This is a genomic window from Deinococcus sp. HSC-46F16, from assembly GCF_024171495.1.
Classification (GTDB): domain Bacteria; phylum Deinococcota; class Deinococci; order Deinococcales; family Deinococcaceae; genus Deinococcus.
In genome coordinates this window covers 77,950-99,000 of the sequence record NZ_JALJZW010000001.1, presented here as the reverse complement: position 1 = coordinate 99,000, position 21,051 = coordinate 77,950, and the positions used below count along the sequence as shown (strand labels likewise).

Annotated in this window: 22 protein-coding genes; 12 read left to right on the top strand and 10 right to left on the bottom strand. The window is 72.8% G+C overall.

The annotated features are described in order from the left end of the window. The first annotated feature begins 86 nt into the window (after window positions 1-86). From hisD to L1280_RS00580, 3 genes are read left to right on the top strand one after another with little or no spacing between them, the layout of a single operon-like run. The gene (gene hisD, locus L1280_RS00590) at window positions 87-1,475 is read left to right on the top strand and encodes a histidinol dehydrogenase (RefSeq protein WP_253580055.1); all 1,389 of its coding nucleotides are present in this window, start codon (window positions 87-89) and stop codon (window positions 1,473-1,475) included. Between the two features lie 52 nt (window positions 1,476-1,527). Next, entirely contained in the window at window positions 1,528-2,301 is a 774-nt protein-coding gene (locus L1280_RS00585; RefSeq protein WP_253580054.1) for an ABC transporter ATP-binding protein, read from the top strand. Next, on the top strand, window positions 2,298-3,818 hold the full coding sequence (locus tag L1280_RS00580) for a hypothetical protein (protein ID WP_253580053.1): 1,521 nt from the start codon (window positions 2,298-2,300) through the stop codon (window positions 3,816-3,818). The genes L1280_RS00585 and L1280_RS00580 overlap by 4 nt, the downstream gene beginning before the upstream one ends. A 316-nt stretch (window positions 3,819-4,134) precedes the next feature. Here L1280_RS00580 and L1280_RS00575 read toward each other — a convergent pair whose 3' ends face one another. Beyond that, window positions 4,135-5,304, bottom strand: coding sequence for an MFS transporter (locus L1280_RS00575; protein WP_253580052.1), 1,170 nt, complete (start codon window positions 5,302-5,304; stop codon window positions 4,135-4,137). A 165-nt stretch (window positions 5,305-5,469) separates the two neighbouring features. Here L1280_RS00575 and L1280_RS00570 point away from each other — a divergent pair, with 165 nt between their 5' ends. Beyond that, the gene (locus L1280_RS00570) at window positions 5,470-5,979 is read left to right on the top strand and encodes a hypothetical protein (protein ID WP_253580051.1); all 510 of its coding nucleotides are present in this window, start codon (window positions 5,470-5,472) and stop codon (window positions 5,977-5,979) included. A 9-nt stretch (window positions 5,980-5,988) separates the two neighbouring features. Here L1280_RS00570 and L1280_RS00565 read toward each other — a convergent pair whose 3' ends face one another. The 5 genes from L1280_RS00565 to L1280_RS00545 form a co-directional block, all read right to left on the bottom strand. Continuing rightward, complete coding sequence (locus tag L1280_RS00565) at window positions 5,989-6,516, bottom strand: isoprenylcysteine carboxyl methyltransferase family protein (RefSeq protein ID WP_253580050.1); 528 nt, start codon at window positions 6,514-6,516, stop codon at window positions 5,989-5,991. Continuing rightward, window positions 6,513-7,445 (bottom strand): methylmalonyl Co-A mutase-associated GTPase MeaB, encoded by a 933-nt coding sequence (gene meaB / locus L1280_RS00560; protein WP_253580049.1) that lies wholly within the window; start codon window positions 7,443-7,445, stop codon window positions 6,513-6,515. The genes L1280_RS00565 and meaB overlap by 4 nt, the downstream gene beginning before the upstream one ends. A gap of 78 nt (window positions 7,446-7,523) precedes the next feature. Continuing rightward, the gene (locus L1280_RS00555) at window positions 7,524-8,237 is read right to left on the bottom strand and encodes a histidine phosphatase family protein (RefSeq protein WP_253580048.1); all 714 of its coding nucleotides are present in this window, start codon (window positions 8,235-8,237) and stop codon (window positions 7,524-7,526) included. After that, a complete protein-coding gene (gene purM / locus L1280_RS00550; RefSeq protein WP_253580047.1) occupies window positions 8,234-9,313 on the bottom strand; it encodes a phosphoribosylformylglycinamidine cyclo-ligase in 1,080 nt (359 codons plus the stop codon). Before purM ends, L1280_RS00555 begins: the two co-directional genes overlap by 4 nt. 122 nt (window positions 9,314-9,435) lie before the next feature. After that, the gene (locus L1280_RS00545) at window positions 9,436-10,137 is read right to left on the bottom strand and encodes a TVP38/TMEM64 family protein (RefSeq protein WP_253580046.1); all 702 of its coding nucleotides are present in this window, start codon (window positions 10,135-10,137) and stop codon (window positions 9,436-9,438) included. 67 nt (window positions 10,138-10,204) lie between these two features. On the opposite strand from L1280_RS00545, the gene L1280_RS00540 reads away from it, so the two are divergent. Then, a complete protein-coding gene (locus L1280_RS00540) occupies window positions 10,205-11,194 on the top strand; it encodes a polyprenyl synthetase family protein (protein WP_253580045.1) in 990 nt (329 codons plus the stop codon). Between the two features lie 45 nt (window positions 11,195-11,239). On the opposite strand, the gene L1280_RS00535 is transcribed toward L1280_RS00540, so the two are convergent. After that, window positions 11,240-12,064: an N-formylglutamate amidohydrolase gene (locus tag L1280_RS00535; protein ID WP_253580044.1), complete on the bottom strand. Its 825-nt coding sequence runs from the start codon at window positions 12,062-12,064 to the stop codon at window positions 11,240-11,242. 80 nt (window positions 12,065-12,144) lie between these two features. On the opposite strand from L1280_RS00535, the gene recF reads away from it, so the two are divergent. The 5 genes from recF (at window position 12,145) to L1280_RS00510 (ending at window position 17,421) form a co-directional block, all read left to right on the top strand. After that, on the top strand, window positions 12,145-13,221 hold the full coding sequence (recF, locus tag L1280_RS00530) for a DNA replication and repair protein RecF (protein WP_253580043.1): 1,077 nt from the start codon (window positions 12,145-12,147) through the stop codon (window positions 13,219-13,221). A 93-nt stretch (window positions 13,222-13,314) separates the two neighbouring features. Further along, window positions 13,315-14,172, top strand: a complete 858-nt coding sequence (locus tag L1280_RS00525; RefSeq protein WP_253580042.1) for a DUF721 domain-containing protein — start codon at window positions 13,315-13,317, stop codon at window positions 14,170-14,172. 128 nt (window positions 14,173-14,300) lie between these two features. Then, window positions 14,301-16,205 carry a hypothetical protein gene (locus tag L1280_RS00520; protein WP_253580041.1) on the top strand — a complete coding sequence of 635 codons (1,905 nt, stop codon included), beginning with the start codon at window positions 14,301-14,303 and terminating at the stop codon, window positions 16,203-16,205. Between the two features lie 171 nt (window positions 16,206-16,376). Further along, window positions 16,377-16,742 carry a DUF4397 domain-containing protein gene (locus L1280_RS00515; RefSeq protein WP_253580040.1) on the top strand — a complete coding sequence of 122 codons (366 nt, stop codon included), beginning with the start codon at window positions 16,377-16,379 and terminating at the stop codon, window positions 16,740-16,742. 73 nt (window positions 16,743-16,815) lie between these two features. Continuing rightward, the gene (locus tag L1280_RS00510) at window positions 16,816-17,421 is read left to right on the top strand and encodes a hypothetical protein (RefSeq protein ID WP_253580039.1); all 606 of its coding nucleotides are present in this window, start codon (window positions 16,816-16,818) and stop codon (window positions 17,419-17,421) included. 4 nt (window positions 17,422-17,425) lie between these two features. Here L1280_RS00510 and L1280_RS00505 read toward each other — a convergent pair whose 3' ends face one another. Further along, window positions 17,426-18,619, bottom strand: a complete 1,194-nt coding sequence (locus L1280_RS00505; RefSeq protein ID WP_253580038.1) for a methyltransferase — start codon at window positions 18,617-18,619, stop codon at window positions 17,426-17,428. Window positions 18,620-18,703: 84 nt separating this feature from the next. On the opposite strand from L1280_RS00505, the gene L1280_RS00500 reads away from it, so the two are divergent. After that, entirely contained in the window at window positions 18,704-19,336 is a 633-nt protein-coding gene (locus tag L1280_RS00500) for a ribonuclease HII (RefSeq protein ID WP_253580037.1), read from the top strand. A gap of 131 nt (window positions 19,337-19,467) precedes the next feature. On the opposite strand, the gene L1280_RS00495 is transcribed toward L1280_RS00500, so the two are convergent. Next, window positions 19,468-19,818: a hypothetical protein gene (locus L1280_RS00495; RefSeq protein ID WP_253580036.1), complete on the bottom strand. Its 351-nt coding sequence runs from the start codon at window positions 19,816-19,818 to the stop codon at window positions 19,468-19,470. A gap of 159 nt (window positions 19,819-19,977) precedes the next feature. Here L1280_RS00495 and L1280_RS00490 point away from each other — a divergent pair, with 159 nt between their 5' ends. Next, window positions 19,978-20,190: a hypothetical protein gene (locus L1280_RS00490; protein ID WP_253580035.1), complete on the top strand. Its 213-nt coding sequence runs from the start codon at window positions 19,978-19,980 to the stop codon at window positions 20,188-20,190. Window positions 20,191-20,198: 8 nt separating this feature from the next. On the opposite strand, the gene L1280_RS00485 is transcribed toward L1280_RS00490, so the two are convergent. Next, window positions 20,199-21,026 (bottom strand): GNAT family N-acetyltransferase, encoded by an 828-nt coding sequence (locus tag L1280_RS00485; protein ID WP_253580034.1) that lies wholly within the window; start codon window positions 21,024-21,026, stop codon window positions 20,199-20,201. Window positions 21,027-21,051 lie beyond the last annotated feature (25 nt).

Sequence of the window (21,051 nt, the reverse complement as noted above, 5' to 3'; positions counted from 1 at the left end):
GCCGGGGGCCGTCCGCGCCCAGCAGGATGACGCAGGCCCCCGGCCCCTTTCTCCCCTCTCCCCTGCCCTCACCCAGGAGTGTCCCCATGCAAGTCCTTCAAGGCGACGCCGCCCGCGCGGCCCTGACCCGTACCTTCTCCGAGATTCCGGTGCCGCAGAGCGTGCTGGCCCGTATCGAACAGACCTTCGGGGAGCCGCTGACCCCCGAGGAGGTCGTCTCGCGCATCCTCGCGGACGTGCGGGCGCGGGGGGACGACGCCCTGCGCGACTGGACCGAGCGGCTGGACGGCCACCGCCCGGAGGCGCTGGAAGTCTCCGGGGCGGAGCTGGAGGCCGCGCAGATTGAGCCGGAACTGCACGAGGCGGTGCGGCTCGCGATCCGGCGGGTGCGGGCCTTCTACGAGGAGCAGCCCGCGCACGGCTTCCTGCAGGAGGGACCGGACGGCACCCTGGGGCAGCTCGTGCGCCCGCTGGGGCGGGTGGGCGTGTACGTGCCCGGCGGCCTCGCGCCGCTGATCTCCACCCTGATTCACACGGCGGTGCCCGCGCAGGTGGCGGGCGTGCCCGAGATCGTGGTGACGACGCCGCCGGGTCGGGACGGCACAGTCCACCCGGCGATTCTGGTCGCGGCCCGCGAGTTGGGCATCACGCAGGTCTTCCGGGTGGGCGGGGCGCAGGCCATTGGAGCGCTCGCCTACGGCACCGCCAGCGTGCCCGGCGTGGACAAGATCGCGGGGCCGGGGAACCTCTTTGTGGTGATCGCCAAGCGGCTGGTGTACGGCGCGGTGGGCATCGAGAGCCTGCCGGGGCCGACCGAGACGCTGGTGGTGGCCGACGACAGCGCTTCCCCCCGCTTCGTGGCCGCCGATCTGCTCGCGCAGGCCGAGCACCTGGGAGCCGAACCCGTGCTGGTGTCCACCAGCCGGGATCTGCTGATCGAGGTGCAGAATCAGCTCGACGGTCAACTGGAAGCCCTCCCCGAGCCGAACCGGAGCTGGGCGCGGGACAGCGTGCTGAGCCGGATGAAGATTGTCCTGGCCGCCAGTCTGGAGGAGGCACTGGACCTCTCCAACCTCTACGCACCCGAGCACCTCTGCCTGCTGACCCGCGACCCCTGGAGCCTGCTGGACGAGGTGCGGCGCGCCGGGGGCGTTTTCGTGGGCGAGGCGAGCATGGAGGCGCTGGGGGACTACGTGGCCGGACCCAGCCACGTGATGCCGACCGGGGGCACGGCCCGCTTCATGAGTCCGGTCAACGTGCGCGATTTCCAGACCATCATCTCGGTGGTGGGGGTGCGCGAGGAGACGCTGCGCCGCATCGGTCCCCCCGCTGCCGTCCTCGCCCGCGCCGAGGGGCTCGAAGCCCACGCCCGCGCCATCGAGAGCCGCCTGACCCCCACTGTGCCCGACGCCCACCCCGAAGCGACCCTGGCCGCGATGGCGGACGTAGCCGAGGAGACGACCTCGGGACTGTAATCGGCCGCATCTGCGCCGCAACCTTCCCGCGCCCCGGCGCATAGTGCCCGGTATGAGCCTCGCTTCCTTCCCGGCCCTGGAATTGCTCGACCTGCGCAAGAGCTTTGGGGGCCGCGCGGCGGTGGCAGGCGTGAGCCTGACGGTGCCGCCCGGCGAGCTGTACGCGCTGCTCGGTCCCAACGGGGCGGGCAAGACGACCACCATCCGTATGATCGCGGGGCTGACCCGGCCCGACGGAGGCACGGCCCGCATCTACGGGCATGACGTGACGCACGACGCCCGCGCCGCCAAACGGCAGCTTGCCTACCTCCCCGACGACCCGCTCCTGTACGGCAAGCTGACCCCGCCCGAGTACCTGGAATTCGTGGCGGGGCTGTGGGAGATGGACGCCCGCGAGGCCGCGCCCGAAGCCGAGCGGCTGCTGCGCTGGCTGAACCTGTGGGAGCACCGCCAGGAGCGCACCGAGGGCTTTTCGCGCGGGATGAAACAGAAACTCGCCCTCGCCGGGGCGCTGATCCACCGCCCGCGCCTGATGCTGCTCGACGAGCCGCTGACCGGGCTGGACGCGGCGGCCTCGCGGCAGGTCAAGGACGCGCTGCGCGAGTTCGTGGACGGCGGCGGCGCGGTCGTGCTGACGACCCACATCCTGGAGGTGGCCGAGCGGCTCGCCGACCGCCTCGGCATCATCGCAGCGGGCACACTCGTGGCAGAGGGCACGCCGGGCGAGCTGCTGTCCCGCACGGGGACGGGCACGCTGGAGGACGCCTTCCTCAGCCTGACCGGGCTGCGCGTGGGTGCCGAGGACCCGGCGGGGACCCCCGCGTGAGGCCCGGCTCGCTGCCGTGGCTGCTGCGCTGGCAGACGCGTTGGGCGTGGCAGAACCTCAGCGGGGGGACCCGGCGGGGGCTGATCGTGGGGGCGGTGTTCGCCGTGGGGCTGGGGGCGGCGCTCTACTTCTTTCTGCAATCCCTGCTCATTGGGGTCCCGCTGGGCCGCCCCCTCCCCGATGCGGCGCTGGGACCGCTGACGCTGGGGCTGGTCTTCGTCTTCACGCTGATGGTTTCGGCGTGCGTGACGGCGGCGCTGGAGGCGCTGTACATGCGGGGCGACCTCGACCTGCTGCTGCACTCGCCCGTCTCGCCGCGCACGGTGCTGGCGTCGCGGGCGCTGGGGGTGGCCTTTACGGGGGCGCTGGGGTCGGCGCTCTTGATCGTGCCTCTCACCTTCCTGCTGGTGGTGCTGGGGGCGTGGCGCGGGCTGGGGCTGCTGGGATGGTGGTTGGGGGCGGCCCTGCTCGCGGCGACGCTGGGGCTGTGGCTGACCCTGGGGCTGGTGCGGGTGCTGGGGGTGCGCCGGGCGCGGGTCACGGCGTCGGTGGTGGGGGCGCTGCTGGGGGCGAGCCTCTTTCTGGCGTTCCAGTTGCCCAACATTCTGGGGATGAGCGGACGCGGCGACCTGGTGCTGCGGGTGTTCGAGGGCTTTGGGCCGGGGCGCGGCAGCTGGCCGGAGCGGGAGTCGGCCCTGTGGTGGCCCGCCCGCGCCGTGTGGAGCGAGCCGGGGCCGCTGCTGGCGCTGGGACTGGGGTCAGCCTTGGCCTTCGCGCTGAGTGTGCCGCTGCTGACCCGCCTGTTTGTCAGCGGGGTGGCGGCCACCGCCGAGGGCAGCGGGGGACGGCGGGCGGAGCGCGGTCGGGCCGGGCCGCTGCGTTTTCGCCCAGCACGACAGGCCACGCTGCTCAAGGAATGGCGGATGGTGGGCCGCGACCCCGAACTGCTCTCGCGCACGCTGCTGCAACTCGTCTACATGCTGCCGCTGATGGCCTCGGCGTGGCGCGGCTCGGTAGAGGGGGCGGCGAGCGCGGGCATCGTGCTGCTGGGAGCCAGCCTCGCCTCGGCGCTGGCGCACCTGACGCTCAACGCGGAGGACGCCCCCGACCTCCTCGTCACCGCCCCGCGCAGCCCGGCGGCCCTGCGGCGCGACAAGTGGCTGGCCGCCGCGCTGCCACCCCTGGGGCTGGGAGTGCTCGGCGTCGGGCTGTTCGCCGCGCAGGATCTGCTGGCCCCTGGCCTGGCCCTCGCTCTCCTATGTTTGGTGGCGCTGGGGGTCGCGGGAAGCGCCCTGCTGGTGCTGTGGCGGCCCCTGCCCGTGCGCCGGGCGGACGCCTTCAAGACCCGGCCGGGCAACACCCTGGGACAGACCCTGCTGACCCTGCTGTTTCAGGGCGGCCTGAGCGTGGGGGCGTATGCGCTGGCCCGTGGGCAGGCCTGGAGCCTCGCGCCGCTGCTGGCGGCTGGCGTGGCGCTGGCGGTGGCGTATGGGGGGCGGGGAACTGACGCGCGGTGAGGGTTAGACCCGACTTGCTGTTGCAAAAGCCGTCTTTTCCCTGTGTCAGCCGCCCTCAGCGCCCCCGCCGCGCGAGTCCACTTTCCAGGCAGAAGGCAGACGAGCCGTTCGGCGCGTCAGCGCCGAGGCCTTCCAATTGGGCGGGAGGACGGCGTGGAGGGGGACACCGAGGCGGGGCAAGCGAGGTTTGAAGATGGGGGGACGACCTTCGCCTAGCGCAGCGCTACTCCCCCGTCCCCTCTGGGGGCAGGGGCTGGGGGTGGGGGCAAACCGAATCAAGACAGCTTGCCCACCTCTTCTCCATTCAATTTAGGCCTCAGCTCTCGAACGCCGCCCGCTTCGGCTCCGGCAACCGGTATGCGATGAGCGCACTGGGAAGCAGCAGCGTCAGGCTCACCAGCGCCGCCGTCGTCGGCGTCGTCACGTCCGCCAGCGCCCCCACCAGGAAGATCAGCAACCCCGCGAAGCCCCACGAAAAGCCCATCATGATGCTGCTCGCCACCGCGACGTGCCCCGGCGCGTACTCCTGCGCGGCGACCACCCCGACCGGGACGCTGGCATTTACCGCCGCCCCGACCAGGAAGGTGAGCGGGTAAAACCACCAGTTGGCCGGGCTCGACAGGATCAGCAGCACGAAGAAGGGAATGGTCGTCAGGATGGCCGCCCGCAGCACCGGCACCCGCCCGTAGCGGTCGCTGGCCCGCCCCCCCACGATCCCCCCGATGGCACTGGCGACGGCGTACACGGCCAGCGTGACCCCGACCTCCCGCGCCCCGAAACCCCGGCCCAGCAGGATGAAGGGCAGCATCGCGTTGTACCCCATGCTGGCAAGCGACCGCAGCACCGCCATCGCCCACAGGCCCACCAGTGGCCCCCGGAAGATGCCCGCGTACTCGGCCAGCGAAACCCGCCGCCCCTCGGCCCGGCCGGGCGGGGTGACGGCAAAAGTGATCGCCGCGATCACGGCCCCGATCAAGGCAAACCAGGGCAGATTCTCCAGCCCCACGCCCGCGAACACCGGCCCCAGCGCCATGCCCGCCGTGCCCCCGGCGCTGAACAGGCTCGCCCACAGCCCCCGCTTCTCGGACGGACTGCTCAGGGCGACGTAAGCGGCGCCCGCCGGGTGGAAAAAGCCGCTCCCGAAGCCCGCAACCGCCACCAGCAGCACCAGCGCCCCGAACCACGGCACGAAGCCCATCGCCGTGAGGCCCAGGCCCGTCATCAGCGGCCCCAGCGCGGCGGCGTAGCGGCGGTCAAGGCGCTCGCCCAGAATCCCCAGCAGCGGTTGCAGCACGCTGGAGGTCAGGCTGTAGACGCTGGAGAGTAGCGTCACAGCGGCGATGGACACGCCGAACTTGCCCTGAAGGGCGGGGGTCAGCGGCGTGAGCATGGCCCCGTAAGCGTCGTTGATGAAGTGACCTGCCGTGACCGCCACGGCGACGGCGGTGGCATGACGGGCGGCGATTCGGGCGGGGGCGGCCTGCATGGGCGACACGCTACGCCTCCGCGACCCCCAACACGAGCGGGCGCACGCGGCTGGCCCGCTGGAGAAGCCGACAGCCTCCGACGCTCAAGGAAATATGAAGGCCCTGCCTCGGCGAATGTGACGATGTGAAGCGGATGTGGCCTTCTTCACAGCTTAGGCTATGGTATGACCCTCGCTCTGCGCACCGCCGTGGCCGCAACCCTGCCCTCGGAGGAGCGGCTCGACCTTCAACTCGCGGCCCTGCCCGAACGGGACTGGGCCGAAGTCGCGGCGCTCTTTGCCCGTGACCTGCCCGAACTGGAAGTTGCGGTGGCGCTGCCGGGCGCGGAGCCGCTGGCGCACGCGCTGGGGCGATTGCGGGGCCTGACCGTGCTGGAGGTGCAGGCAGACGGCCGCCTCCCTGAGCGGGTGGAGGGGCCGGTCCTGGGGGACGCGGTGATCGTGACCCGGCACCTCACCGACGGGCTGGCCGAGTTGGAACTGCTGCTGCGGGCCGAGGCCGCCGCCCTGCGGGTGCGGGCGGTCGCCGTGGGGGTGGAGCGCACGAACTGCCCCGGCCGCACCCGGCTGGAGCTTCAAGGCCTGCGGGTGCTGAGCGCCGTGGCCCTTGCAGACACCCCGACGGGCCTGAAGTTTGAGCAGCGGGTGCCGACCAAATTGCGCCGCGTCTCGTAGAACGGAGCGTCAGCCTTCGGAGGCGGCCTCGCGGTAGGCCCGCAGCGCCCGCTCCTCGGCAGGAATGCGGATGAGGAGGAGCAGGGCGGCGTTGAACACGGTCCCCGCCAGCGTCGTGCGCCACGCTCCTACCGCCAGCGGCCCGGAGGCGAGTTCCAGCGCCACGACCGCGTAATTGGGGTGCCGCACGTACTGAAACGGCCCCCCGGTCACCCGCTCGCCCCCCGGCACGATCAGGATGCGGGTGTTCCAGTAGCGGCCCAGGGTGCGAATCACCCAGTACCGCAGCGGCTGCGCGAGCACGAACAGCAGCAGCGCCGCCCAGTTCACCCCACCACGGGCGCGACGGCCCTCCCACAGCAGGCCCAGCATCCAGGCCGGGTGCAGCAGGAAGAAGAGGGGGTAATGCTCGCGGCCGTACTCGACCGCGCCGTTCTCCCGCGCCCAGCGCTCATTGGCGCGGGCCACCCGCAACTCCAGCAGGCGCTGCACCAGCAGGAAGCCGAAGAGGAGGGGGGCGAGGGTCCGGGCCTTCACCGAACAGCCTCGCCCGCGAGCAGGGCGTCCGCCGCCGCGTCCGCGTCCAGTTCACCCCGCGCCACCCGCGCATAGAGGTCGCCGCTGACCTCCCGCGCCCGTTTCAGGACGCGCTCCTGCACCAGCGTCCGCACCTCGAACTCGGCGCGGCGCTCGCGGCGGGCGTGCAGGCCCTCCTTGCCGAGATGGGCGCGGTGGGCCAGGACGGCCTCCAGCACGGCCTCCACCCCCTCGCCCGTCTGCGCGACCGTGCGGCGCACCGGGGCAAACCAGGTGTGCTCGTCGTGGGCACCGAGGCCCTGAGCGGCCAGCAACTCGCGCACGGTGCGGTCGGCGCCGGGGAGGTCGGCCTTGTTCACGGCGATCACGTCCGCGATCTCCATGATCCCGGCCTTGAACGCCTGCACGCCGTCCCCACCCGCCGGGGTCACGACGAGCAGGGTGTGGTCGCACACGGCGGCCACATCCACCTCCGACTGACCGACGCCCACCGTCTCCAGGATCACCCAGTCGAAGCCCGCCCCCTCCAGCAGCGCCAGCACGGGCAGGGTGCGCGGCGAGAGGCCACCCAGTGCGCCGCGGCTGGCGAGCGAGCGCACGAACACCCCGGAGTCGCCGTGATGCCGCAGCATGCGGATGCGGTCGCCCAGGATCGCGCCGCCGGAGTACGGGCTGCTGGGGTCCACTGCCAGCACCGCCACCCGCTCACCCCGCGCCCGCAGCGCGGCGATCAGGGCGTCGGTGAGGGTGCTCTTGCCGCTGCCGGGGCTGCCGGTCACGCCCAGCACGACAGCGCGGCCTTCGCGCTCGCGGGCGGCCCGCAGCACGGGCCGGGCGGCATCTAGGCCGCTTTCGGCCAGGGTGATCGCGCGGGCCAGGGCGCGGGGGTCCCCGGCGCGGAAGCGGGTCACGAGGTCAGGCGGGGTCAAGGGGTCACCTCCGCCTTCTGAGAGGTGTGGACAGAAAGCCGTCGCATGGTGTCCCCAGGCTAGCGCCCCGCTCGGCCCTCACGGGGCCTGCCCCAGCACGTCGTCGGCCTCGGTCGCCTCGATCAGGTCTTCGAGGTGCGCGTCGTCGTTGAAGCCCAGCAGGGTGCCGCTGTCCTCGCCCAGCAGGACGCGGGTGATGGAGGTGTTCGTGACGCTCAGGCGTGCCCAGGCATGGCCCGGCACACCGCCCAGCGCCAGCCCCACGGCCACCCGTACCACGCCGCCGTGGGTGAAGACGAGGACCCGCCCGCCCGCGTGCCGCCCCCGCAGGCGCTCGAAGGTCTCTCCGCAACGGGCGAACAGGTCGGCCATGCTCTCGCCGCCGGGCCGCCGGGTGCCCCAGGGATCGGTCTGGAGGTCGCGCAGGTACTCCGGGTGCTGCCGCTCGATGTCGGCCACGACCAGCCCGCCGAGTTCGCCCACGTCAATCTCGCGCAATCCCGGCTCGGGCTGCACGGTGGGTTTCCCCGCCAGCCGCTCGGCCACCGCGTCGGCGGTCTGCGAGGCGCGGGTGAGGTCGCTGGTGTACACCGCGTCGAAGTGCTGTCCCCGCAGCCGCTCGGCCAGCGCCGCCGCCTGCAACACTCCGATGTGGCTGAGGGGCACGTCGGTCTGGCCCTGGTAACGGCCGTCCGCGTTCCAGGTGCTCTCGCCGTGCCGCACCACCCAGAACTCGGTCGCGGTACGGCGGTCGGGCAGCCGGAAGCCGGTGGGGGGACGGTACCTCTTCAAGAGGGGGTCCCGTCCAGTCCGGCGCCATTCAGTCCGTCCAGCGTCACGCCCTCGCCCGGCACCATCTCCCCGATCACCCAGGGCGACTCCCCCGCCCCGCGCAGGGCCGTCAGCGCTGCCTCACGCTCCCCCGCCGGGACGATGAACAGGAAGCCCACGCCCATGTTCAGCGCCCGGAACGCCTCGGCCCGCTCCATCCCGGCCTGGCGCACGATCAGCTCGAAAATGGGGGGCACCGTCCACGACCCGGTGTTCGCCCGCAGCCCCAGCCCCGCCGGAAACACGCGCGGCGGGTTGTCCACCAGCCCACCCCCGGTGATGTGCGCCATGCCGCGCACGTCCACCCCGGCCCCGGTCAGCGCGTCGAAGGCGCCCAGGTAGGCCCGGTGGGGCACGGTCAGCAGGTCCTCCAGCCGCTCGCCGCCGAGGTCGGCCCGCGCTTCGGCCCAGTCCAGGTCATCCAGCGCCATCCGCGCGAGGCTGTAGCCGTTGGTGTGCAGGCCACTGCTGGGCAGCGCGATCACGGTGTCGCCGCTCTGGATCCGCGAGCCGTCAATCAGCCGGGGCCGGTCCACGACGCCCACGATGGTCCCCACCAGGTCCAGTTCGCCTTCGGTGTAGACGCCCGGCATCTCGGCCGTCTCGCCGCCCAGCAGCGCCACGCCGAGGGCCTCGCAGGCCCCCGCCGCGCCCGCCACGATAGACGCCACCTGCTCCGGGATCAGGCGCGAGGTCGCCACGTAGTCGAGGAAGAAGAGGGGGCGGGCGCCCTGCACCAGAATGTCGTTCACGCAGTGGTGAACGATGTCGGCGCCCAGGCCGCCTACCCGCCCGGTGCGGACGGCCACCCGCGTCTTGGTGCCCACCCCGTCGGTGGAGGCGACGAGGATGGGGTCTTTCAGGTCCCCGAAGGCTGCCCGGAAGAGGCCCCCGAAGCCGCCTAGGCCGCCCAGCACGTTGGGGGTGTGGGTGCGGGCGACCGCGCCTTTCATCAGGGCGACTGCCCGGTGCCCCGCGTCGATGTTCACGCCTGCCCGCTCATAAGCGGGGGCCGCGTCCGTGTTGGCTTGCGTCATGCTCCTCCCAGGTGTTGCCCCAGGCCGGGGCCGCTCGGGAGGCAGCATAGCGGAGGCGGGGAGTGGGCAGCGGGGGGTGGAAGCTCCGGCCGAAGCTCGCGCTCCAGCAGAAGTCCCACTCCCTACTGCCCACTCCCCCTCTTCACCATCCACCACCGCCCCAGCACCCCCAGCCCCACCACGGCCGAGAGCAGCCCCAGCCCCCAGGCCATGCGGGTGGCCGAGCCGCTAAGCCACACCACCAGCGCCGTAACGGGCAACGCCCCCACCGCCGTCGCCACCATAAAGGGCCGGAAGCCCATGCCCGCCGCCCCCGCGACCAGATTGAGCACGTCGGCGGAGAGGACCGGCATCAGCCGCACCAGCAGCACCCCCTGCAGGCCGTAGCGCTCGGCGAAGGTGTGCGCCGTCTGCCGTGCCCGCTCGCCCGCCAGCGCCCGCACCAGCGTGTCCCCCAGCGCTCGGCCCAGGCCGTACCCGGCGGCGGCCCCCAGCAGGGTGCCCAGGTAGACCAGCAAGAAGCCCTCGACCGGACCGTAGGCCCGCGCCGTCACCGCCGTCATCACCAGGGCGGGCAGCACAGGCACCGCCGCCTGCAACACGAACCCCGCCAGCAGCGCGAGCGGCCCGGCCCAGCCCAGGTCTTCCACGAAGGCGCGGGTGACCGCCGGGTCGCTGGAGGTCAGGGCCTCCCAGCCCTCACCCAGAAAGGCCCGCGCGTCCGGCGTGAGGGCCAGCGCGGTCAGCCCCAGCACGAGTGCGGCGGGGAGAATCCACCGCAGCGCCGCGACCGCTCGGCGGGGAGGGAGGGGCGCGGAGGTCATGGCGGCAGTGTAGAGGGGCCGGGTGAGGAGGCGGCCAGTCCCTTCTGCCCCGCTATGCTGCCCCCCGATGCACCCCGAACTGCTGACCCGCGTGCTGTCGCTGCTGCCCCAGGAGGCGGGCCGCCCAGAACTGGCCCACTTCCACGCCATGCTGCGCGACTATCCGCAGCGCGGCGGCAAGGGCATCCGCTCGGCGCTGCTGCTGGCCTCCGCGCGGGCGCACGGGGCGCGGCCCGGCACCCCCGCGTGGGAGGGGGCGTTGTGGCTGGCGGCGGGCCTGGAACTCTTCCAGAACTGGGTGCTGATCCACGACGACATCGAGGACGACTCGGAGGAGCGCCGGGGCCAACCCGCGCTGCACCGCCTGCACGGGGTCCCGCTGGCGATCAACGCGGGCGACGCCCTGCACGCCTACATGTGGGCTGCCGTCCACCGTGCCGGGGTGCCGGGCGGCATGGAGGAATTCCTGGCGATGATTCACCGCACCGCCGAGGGCCAGCACCTCGACCTGAGCTGGGTGGAGAGTGGTGAGTGGGCGCTGACGGGCGCCGACTACCTGGAGATGGTGCGCCTGAAGACCGCCCACTACACCGTGGTGGTTCCGCTGCGCCTGGGAGCGCTGGCCGCTGGGCACACCCCCGACGAGCGCCTCACCCCGGCGGGCTTGAAGCTCGGCGCGGCCTTCCAGATCCGGGACGACGTGCTCAACCTGCTGGGCGACGCCGCGCAGTACGGCAAGGAGATCGGCGGCGACCTGCTGGAGGGCAAGCGGACGTTGATCGTGCTGCACTGGCTGGAAACGGCCCCGGCAGACCAGAAGGCCCTCTTTCTGAACCAGATGGCCCGCCCCCGCGCCGACAAGGACGCGGGCGCCATCGCCCGGATTCACCGCTGGCTGCTGGAAAGCGGCAGCGTCGCCCACGCCCAGGCCCACGCCGACGCCGAGGCGCGGGAGGGGCTGGCCCTGCTGGAGGAGGCGCTGGCGGACGCCCCCGACCCACAGGCTGCCCGCGAGCTGGTGGACACGGTGCGGGGGCTGGCGACGCGGGAGGCGTAGGGGAAGTGGGGAGTGGAACGGGTGGGCAGGAGCCGACGCCCCGGCTTACGGGCCTTTTCCACTTCCCACTGCCTCCTTCCCACTCACCAGCTCCAGCGCCGCGTCCGCGAATCGCCCGAACCCCGCGTTCAACTCCCGCAGCGCCGCCCCGTCCGGCACCCCCCACTCGGGGAAATACAGCCCCACGTTGACCTCCAGCCCGAAGGCGGGCACCCCCGTCCGCGCGTTCCAGCGGGCGCTTAGCGTGTCGGTGGTCCAGGGGTCGCCCACCGCCACCCGCGTATGGGTGCCCATCAGGACCGGGGCGAAGGCCGCCTCGCACGCTTTCCGCAGCTCCTCCCACAACTCGGGGGGGAAGGTGGGGCTGGCCGCCGTGCCCGGCATGATCGTCAGCGCCGGGCGGGGCGCTCCGGTGTCCGGCCCCAGCGCCGGGCCGCGCGAGGCCATCGCGTGCCCCACGATCATCAGCCGCGCCCCCGCGATCTCGGCCTCCACCTGATTGTCGAAGGCGTCCCAGACCCGCCGCAGCCGGGCCTCCCGCGCCTGGGGAGACAGGGTGAACCCGGCCGGATAAAGAGGCTGCCGGGCAAAGTCGGTCAGCTTGACGACCCCATTGTCGGCCTGGTCGTCGCGGTGACGGTTGAGGTCGGCGGCGAAACGGCTCCACGGCGCTTGCAGGAAGCGGGCACCGGGCAGTGCGAAGATCAGGTCCGTGTAGGGGTCCCCTTCCAGAAAGACGCGGCGCTGCAAGGCCTCGCGCTTGCCGGTGTCGAACATGTCCTCCCCCAGCATCTCGCGCAGCACGTCGGCGGGCAGTGCCCCGGACGGGTGGGGGGCCAGGATCAGGAGGTCGTCACGGGCAGGGGTCATGGGGCCGATGGTACGCCCGCCCCCGCCCAACTGCGGCCTGCCGCACCGCCCCCTTTCCCCCCCGCCGCTAGACTGAGGGGATGCAGCTTTCGGCCCTCTCCACCCTGAATTACCGGAATCTCGCGCCGGACACCCTGACCTTTCCGGCGGGGGTGACGGGCGTGTTTGGGGAGAACGGGGCGGGCAAGACGAACCTCCTGGAAGCCGCCTACCTCGCCCTGACCGGGCTGACGGACGTGACGCGCTTAGAGCAGCTCGTGCAGTCGGGCGAGAAGGAAGCCTACGTGCGGGCCGACGTGCAGCAGGGCGGCAGCCTCAGCATTCAGGAGGTCGGGCTGGGGCGCGGGCGGCGGCAGCTCAAGGTGGACGGGGTGCGGGCCAAGACAGGCGACCTGCCGCGCGGGAGTGCGGTGTGGATTCGCCCGGAGGACTCTGACCTCGTCTTCGGCCCCCCGGCGGGACGGCGGACGTACCTCGACGCGCTGCTCTCACGCCTGAGCGCCCGCTACGGTCAGCAGCTCGCCCGCTACGAACGCACGGTGTCGCAGCGCAACGCGGCCCTGCGGGCGGGTGAGGACTGGGCGATGCACGTCTGGGACGAGGCTCTGGTCAAGCTGGGGACCGACATCATGCTGTTTCGCCGCCGGGCGCTGACCCGGCTGGCCGAACTCGCCGCCGAGGCGAACGCGGCGCTGGGCAGCCGCAAGGCGCTCACACTGACCCTTCAGGAATCCACCGCTCCCGAGACCTACGCGGCCGACCTCGCCGGAAAGCGGGCCGAGGAACTCGCGCGGGGGGCCACCGTGACCGGGCCGCACCGCGACGACCTCGTGCTGCGGCTGGGCGACTTTCCGGCGAGCGAGTACGCCAGCCGGGGCGAGGGCCGCACCGTGGCGCTGGCCCTGCGCCGCGCCGAACTCGAACTGCTCGCCGAGCGCTTCGGGGAAAAGCCCGTCCTTTTGATCGACGACTTCTCCGCCGAACTCGATCCCGGCCGCCGCTCCTTCCTGCTGGACCTCGCCGCCAGCGTGCCGCAGGCCATCGTGACCGGGACCGAGCGGGTGCCCGGCTCGGCGCTGACCCTACGGGCACACTCGGGCCGCTTCACCCCGGAAGGGCAACCGGTGGGGGCGGGGGCGCTGGAGGTGACGGCGTGAGGCGGGAAGTGGGGAGTGGTCCGTGGTCGGCAACTTCCTGGCCTTTCCCACTTCCTACGGCCCCCTGCCCACTCCCGGTGCCGCGAGGCACCCATGAGTAACCCCCGACGCCTCGGTGGTCCGCGTGGCCTCTCCGACCTGATGGGCGCAACCCTCGGCACGGCCCGCATCGCCAAGGGGGTGCAAAAGGCGCGGGCGATCCTGGCGTGGCCGCAGGCGGTGGGACCGGAGATCGCGCGGCTCACACGGCCCCGGTCGCAGCAGGGGGGCACCCTCTTCGTAGAGGTGCGCGACTCGGCGACGGCGCACCACCTCACGTTGCAGCGGCACCACTTCCTGCGGCGGCTCAACGAGGTGCTGGGCGAGGAGCGGGTCACGGAAATCCGCTTCAGCGTCGGCACCGTGCCGCCGCCCCCGGACGTGCCCCGGCAAGCGCCCCTCCCCGCTCCCGACCGCGAGCGGGCGCGGGCGCTGGTGCAAGACGTGCAAGGTGACCTCAGGGGCGTGGCCCTCAAGGCCGCCGAGGCGATCACGCGGGCGCGGAAGTGGCGCGAGGAACAGGGCTGGCGGCCCTGCCCGGTGTGCGGGGAGGCCAGCCGCGAGCAGCCCTGCCGGGCCTGCGGGCTGACCCTGGAAGACCCCAACGTGCGCCGGGCGGCCCGCACCCTGACCCGCCATCCCGAGCGGCTGGCCGCGCTGCCCGCCCTGCTGGGCAACAGCGGCGCGGACGCGGCCCGGTTCCTGGCGCTGGCCTCGCTGCGGGAGGCGCTGGAATTGCTGGCGCTGGAATGCGTGCGCGGCGGCGGCGAGGCCGGGTACCGCGACTTTCTGGCGGAACAGGCGGAACTGTTCGTGGCGCTCACGCGCCGCCAGCCGCGCCGCCCACTGACCCGCGCCGACTACGCCACATTGCCTGAGCGGGTGCGGACCGCGCTGGAGGCGGGGCGGTAGGACGGGGCCGGTGGCGCCCCCATGACACGACGTTGACGCTCCGTTGACGCCTCCGGGTTCACGATCTTTCCACCTCCGGCGCGGGTGGGATCCCTCCGCCCGCCCACCGGGGGGAGGAGGGATCCCCCATGAGAAAGGCTACCCGCACCGCTTCCCGACCCGCCGCCCTCTCGCTCGGCCTGCTGCTCGTCGCGTGCGGCGGGGGAAACCGGCCCACCGGAACCCCGGTCACCAGCCTCGCCGACAGCGGCCCCGGCAGCCTGCGCGAGGTGCTGGCCGCCGCGAAAGACGGCGACACCCTGCGCTTCACGGCGGGCGGAACGGTGGCGCTCGCCAGCCCGGTCACCATCGACAAGGACGTGACGATCCTTGCCGGGGGCGTGACCCTCGACGCTGCCGGAAAAGGCCGGGCGCTGGAGGTGGCCGCCGGAGGAGAAGTGACCCTGAAGGGCGGCACGCTGAAGGGGGGCGTGGGGCAGCCTGTCGAGGTTCCGGCTCCGACCGGCCAAGCCCTCTCCAGGGCCACCTGGGGCGGCAATCTGCTGAACAGCGGCGCCCTGACGCTGGACGGCGTGACCGTCACGGGCGGGCGGGCCATGAACGGCGGCGGCCTCTACAACGCGCCGGGCGCCAGCCTGATTCTCCGGAACGTCACCATGACCGCGAACGAGGCCTTCATTCCCACCCCGGACATCGAGGGCGAGAGCACGGGCTCCGGCGGCGCGATTGCCAACCGGGGCAGCCTGACCATCGAGAGCGGGACCTTTCAGGGCAACGTGGCGTACTACACGGGCGGCGTCCTTCGGCATACGACCGCGGGTTCCGCCACGTCACCGGCCGCCACCCTGACCATTCGGGACGGCCTCTTCGAGAACAACGCCTGCACCTTCCCGGAGACGGCGGATGGTCGCCGGGGCTGCGCCGGGGGAGTCGCCCTCCTGTCAACGGCCGCCACCATCCAGGGAGGCACCTTCAGGAACAACAGTGCCACCATCGCGGGTGGGGCGCTGTACATCTCCGGGGCCGACAGGTCCGCCGTCACGCTCAGCGGAGGCACCTTTGAGGGCAACCGGGCGACCGGAACCGTCAACAGTGGCGGTGGCGTCATCCACAGTGCCGGGAACCTGACCATCAGCGGCGGCGCCTTCAAGGGCAACTCGGCGCTGTATGGCGGAGCACTGAGCACCACTGCCAGCAGCACCCTGCAGATCACCGGGGGAAACTTCGCGGGCAACAGTGCGGGGCGAAACGGCGGGGCCATCAGCTTCTACGGCACCGGCAGCGTCACGGGCGGCGTCATCGAGAACAACACGGCGCAGGGCGGTGGCGGCGGCGCACAGCTCTACTCGCAGGCCGGACAACAGACGGCCCTCACCGTCGAGGGCAATGCCGTGATTCGGGGCAACACCGCGCCGTATGGCGGTGGGTTCGCCGTCGGCAGCGCCGAAGCGGGGGGCACCACCCTGGACCTCCGGGGCGGGACCCTGAGCGGCAACTCCGCTCAGCGTGGAGGGGGGCTGGACATCGGCCGCTTCGCCGCCCTGAACCTGTCGGGCGGCACAGTCAGCGGCAATCAGGCCACCGTGACGGGCGGTGGCCTCGTGATCGGCGGCACCGTGACCATGACGGGCGGGACGATCACGGGCAACAGTGTCAGCAGTCAGGAAGGGCACGAGGGCGGCGGCGGCGTGCGCCTGTACGCCGGGGCCAGGATGACCGCCAGCGGCGGCACCATCAGCGGCAACAAGGCCCGCTGGGGGGCCGGGGTCAATCTCGACGGTCCCTACGAAACCTCACCCACGGCTGAATTCACCCTGGCGGGTGCGGTGGTCAGCGGCAACCAGATCACCGACCCCAGCAATGTGGGCGGGGGCTTTTTCAACGGTGGCAAGCTGACCATCACCTCCGGCAGCGTGACCGGGAATGCGGCCACCCGGAACGGCGGCGGGGTATTCAACCGCAGGGGCGCCGCTTACATCCAGACGGGCGGCACCGTCAGCGGCAATAGCCCCGACAACGTTTCTAACGAGTGACACCTCCGGCCCGGCGGCGACCTCCGGGCCTCCCCACCTGCCGCCCCTGCACTCGCCTTTCCCCTCACCCATGAGGAGGTGAAGCCCCCACCCGACCCTGCCGCACCCATCCGGCCACCGTTCGCCAGCTCCTCCGCCCGGTGCTCCCCGGCACCCGAAAGGACACTCGCCATGCGAACCTCCCTGCTGCCTAAGGCCCTGCTGCTCGCCGCCCTGTGCGCCCCGGCGCTCGCCCCGGTCCAGGCCGCCCGCGTCTATTTCCTGAACGACCACGGGCAGAGCGGACTGGTCGACGTATACCTGAACGGCGTGCTGCTGTTCGACAACATGTTCCCGGCCTTTCCCACGATGTTCGGGCACGACCTGCCCTCCGGTAAGCACACCTTCGTGGTGACCGCGTACAACGTGGTGCCCGGCCCAGCCAACCTGCTGGAGACGGAGCTGGAGGTCGCGCAGTGGGGCGACTTCACCCTGCGGCTCTCCGGAGACACGGACCTGAACTTCCCGACCCTGAGCCTCGCCCTGAGCCAGCGGTAGACCGGGCCGCCGGAGCCAGGCCCTGGGCGGCGCGGCTCTGGCGGCCTCCTTGCCGCCCGCCCAGGAGGCTCCCATGACCCACCGCCGACGCCTGCCCCTCGCGGCCCTGCTGCTGCTGGCCGCCTGTGCGCCTGCCGCCAGCCCCGTGAGCGAACCCACCGCCCTGAGCGCCGAACAGGTGCAGGCCCTCTGCGCCGGGAATCCCCGCGTGGGCGACCGGGGCCTGCTGCTGTGGGGGCCGCCGGAGGAGGAGACCTCGCTGCCCGGTCCCTACGACGTGACCTGCCCGGACGTGACGCTGACCCACTCGGGCACCGAGGTCACCGTGCGGGCCGCGACCCTGGGCGACGCGCTCGCCCGCTTTACCGAGGACGCCTTTCTGCTGGCCTACTACGCCGACCTGCGGGTGAGATTGCCGGGACCCGGCGTGGTGAGCGCCGACGCCCCGGACGAAGTGCCGGAGGCCCTGCGGGACGACCTCGCGGGCATCGACGTGACGGTCACCCCGCAGGGCGGCTCCCCCCAGGCGCTGCTCAGCGGCGGGCGGCTCACGCCCCTGCGCTTTGACGCGGCGCTGCCGCTGACGGTGCGGATCAGGACCCGCCGCACGGTCAATCCCTGGCCGACGGTGGTGCTCGACCCCAAGGCGGGGACGGTGCGGGCCACGCTGGGGCGCTAGGCCATCACCCGGCCCGCGTCACCGCCAGCACCTTGAAGCCCCCCTCGCGCCGCAGCTCGCGCACCGGGCCGAGGGTGCCCAGCGCCGCCTCGTAGGGCAGCGGCTCGTTGGCGACGAGGTACAGGGTTCCGCCGGGAGTGAGGCGCCGCCCCGCCGCCGCGATGAACTCGCGGGCCACGTCCAGCACGACCCCGCGTCCCACGTGGAAGGGCGGGTTGGTGAGCACGGCGCCGAAGGTCCGCTCCCCCAGCCCCGCGTCCACGTCGCTGTGCAGCACCTCGCCGGGCAACCCGTTCGCGGCGAGGGTGGCCTGCGCACTCCGCACGCTCTGGAGGTCGCCGTCCACCAGCGTGACCTCGGCGCCCCGCCGCGCCGCCCACGCGCCGATCAGTCCGGTGCCGCAGCCCAGGTCCAGCACGCGCTGGCCAGTGAAGTCCACCTCCTCCAGCGCCCCCAGCAGCAGGGCGGTCGCCCGGTCGGGCTTCGCGGCGCTGAAGACGCCCGGCAGGCCGACGACGCGCAGGCCCTCCAGCTCGTAGCCCTCGGGGTCGGGGAAGGCGGGGGTGGGACCGGGGCGGCGCACCATTCGGGCCACCCGCATGCCGCCGTCGCGGGCGATCGTCTCGCCCGTGCCGAAGGCGTTTCCAGCGGCGCGGACGTAGCGGTCGTAGCCCTTGTCACGGTCCCCAGCAAGGTAGAGGGTCCCGCCGGGCGGCGTGCAGGCGTGCGCCCAGGCCACCTGCGCGAGCGCGTAGGCGTTGCCCCGGTCCCCGGCCAGCACCAGGGCCACCGTGCGCGGACGCTCGGGCCACCTCTCCCGCAGGTCGTCGCCGGGCGCGGCAGGGTGGGCGTCCAGTCCGGCCTCCCGCAGCGCCGCCAAGGCCGGGGCCGACCCCTCCACCGCCCGCAGGGTCACGCCGGGCAACGACCCCAGCAGCCCGCCCCCAGCCGCGAGGTCCAGCACGTCGCCGCGCACCCGGTCCCTGCGCATCGTCTGCGCGAGGAGTGATTGCGCGTCGTCCACCCCCGGAAACCCGCGCACGCCGGGTTTGGTGAGGGCGCGGAGGCCCTCCAGCCGGGGCGGCAGCGCCGCAGGGCGCACATCGAAATAGCTTCCGGCCTCGGCCTGGGGAGGCACCTCGGCGGGGGGCCGGGCCGGGCGGGAGAAGCGGACTTTGGGTTTGGGCTTGCGGGTCACGGGAAGAAGCTATCAGCGGTCAGCCGTCCGCAGGCCGGGGCCTCAAGCTCCGGCGTCCTGCGGATGGCTGATAGCGTCTTCTCCATGCCCTCCGTCACCCCCGACTGGTCCTTCGAACGCGAGCACTGGCGGCGCGGCTATTTCCGGGTCGCCGGGGTGGACGAGGCGGGCCGGGGCGCGTGGGCAGGGCCGGTGACGGTGGCGGCCGTGATCCTGCCGGGGCTGGCGCAGGACTACCCCTTCCGGGATTCCAAGCAGCTCTCGGCGGCCCAGCGGGAAGCGTTCGCAGCGGAGGTCCGGCGGGTGGCCGCCTGCTGGGCGGTCGAGCACGCCTGGCCCGACGAGATCGAGCGGCTGAACATCCTGGGCGCCACCCACGCGGCGGCGGCGCGGGCCTTGGAGCGGCTGGACCCGGCCCCGCAGGCCCTGGTGACCGATTACCTCCGCCTGCGCACCCCCCTCCCGCTGCTGGCCCCCCCGAAGGCCGACGCCCTGAGCTACTCGGTCGCCGCCGCCAGCCTGCTCGCCAAGACCGAGCGTGACCGGCTGATGACCGAACTCGACGCCCAGCATCCCGGCTACGGCTTCGCGGCCCACAAGGGCTACGGCGCCCCGGCCCACCGCGCGGCGCTGGCCGAGTTGGGCGTCAGTCCGGTGCATCGGCGGGGGTACGCGCCCATCGCCCGACTGCTTCAGGCGGGCCTGTTCAGTGACTGATCCCGATTCCGATTGAGGGGTGTTGAAAACGCCCGGAAATCCGACCGAAGGGACTTGCCAAGCTGCGAAGCAGAGCAGGAACAACGGCGGATTCCGGGAGATGGATCAACCGTCGGCGCTCTCCCGACGGTTCAGACATCGGACGGAATTCGCACGGCCAGCCACGCCAGCCCGAAACACACCCCGGCGGCCAGCAGGCTGACGGTCAGGGCGGCGAGAGGCCAGCCCATGCGCTCGGTCCCTTCCCCCAGTCGCCCCCGCGAGGAAGCCGTCGCCTCCTGAGAGTCGAACGCGCCTATCACGAATGACCCCGCCAGCACGCACATCAGCGTCCCCGCGCTGTTCAGGCCCAGCCGCACTCCCTCCCAGCCGGGCCGGATCAGAAAGTGGCCGACGAGAGCCGCCGCGAGCGCGACGCCCAGCCCGATCACCAGTCCCCGGCCCAGCAGTCCCCGCAGCACGTCCCAGCGGGACTCGGGCAAGCCGAGTTGTCGCCCAGCATGCAGAGTCGGGCGGCCGGGCGGGTCACAGTGACGGGCAGACACGGGCGGGGCACAGTCACCCGGCAGCGGGCCGGGGGCGGGAGTCACGCCGGAACCGCAGCGGGGGCGCGGGCCAAAGTTCCCCGAGGGAGGGCCACCATGTCGAGCCGCAACCTTGCCCAACTGATGACGCTGGCGGGCGCCGCCTCTATCCTGGGGTCCATCGCGATCTGGGCCACGCGCGGCGGCACGGGCAGCACGCCCGAGGAACGCGCCCACGGTGAGCGCTTCGGCATCTTCGTGGGGCTGTGGGCGCCCACCTTCTTCATTCTGGCGAACCGCTACAACGCCCACGCGCTGCGCGAGGAGTAAGCCCCCGCCTACCCCCCCGCAGGGGGCCGTTCCAGCCCGGTCTGTAGCTCGCTGGGGCGAAACCCCACGCGTTCGTAGAGCCGCTGGGCGTGGTACTCGGGATCGGCGACGATCACCAGGGTCTGCGCCCCGAGGTTCTGCCGCGCCCACCCGCCCGCGAAGTGAACGAGGTGGCCCGCCAGGCCGCGTGACCGCTGCGCCGGGTGGGTTTCCACATTCTGGTAGCGGGTGACTCCCCCGCCCGCGTCGTACACGCCCAGACCCGCCGCCAGCTGCCCTGCCACGAAAGCCCCCAGGCAGGCCCCGTGCCCCGCCTCCTGTGCGCGGCGCAGCCCCGCGAGGCGCCCGGCGGCGAAGGTGCGGTAGCCCCCCTCCTCCAGCGGGTGCGGGTCGGCGGCGTTCACGGCGACGCGCAGCTCAAGTGCCGCGTCCCAGTCGGCCTGCGTTTCCAGGGGGCGCATGGTCACGCCGCTGGGCAGGGGGCGTTCCGGCGCGGTGGTGGCCGGGGTCGTGAGCACGGTGTCGCGGGTGAGGCGGAACCCGGCGGCTTCAAACTCTCCGGCCGCGCCCGCCTCCCCACCGACAGTGTCCAGCCCGAAGGTGACATGCCGGGCCGTGGAGTGCGCCTCGCGGAAGCGGGCCAGCCACAGCTCCAGGCTGCCGGGCGCGGGCGGCGCGTGCAGCAGCAGGAAATTGCCCCACCAGAAGGTGGGATTGTCCGGCGTGCGAATCACGGTGAAGTCGCCCCGGTCCTCGGTCTGCGCCCCGGCCAGCCGCCTCAGGGCGAGGTCGGTGCGGTAGCCCAGTGCGTGGGGCGTGCGGAAGGGAGGCGTCATGCCGGGCAGGTTAAGGGTGGGTGCC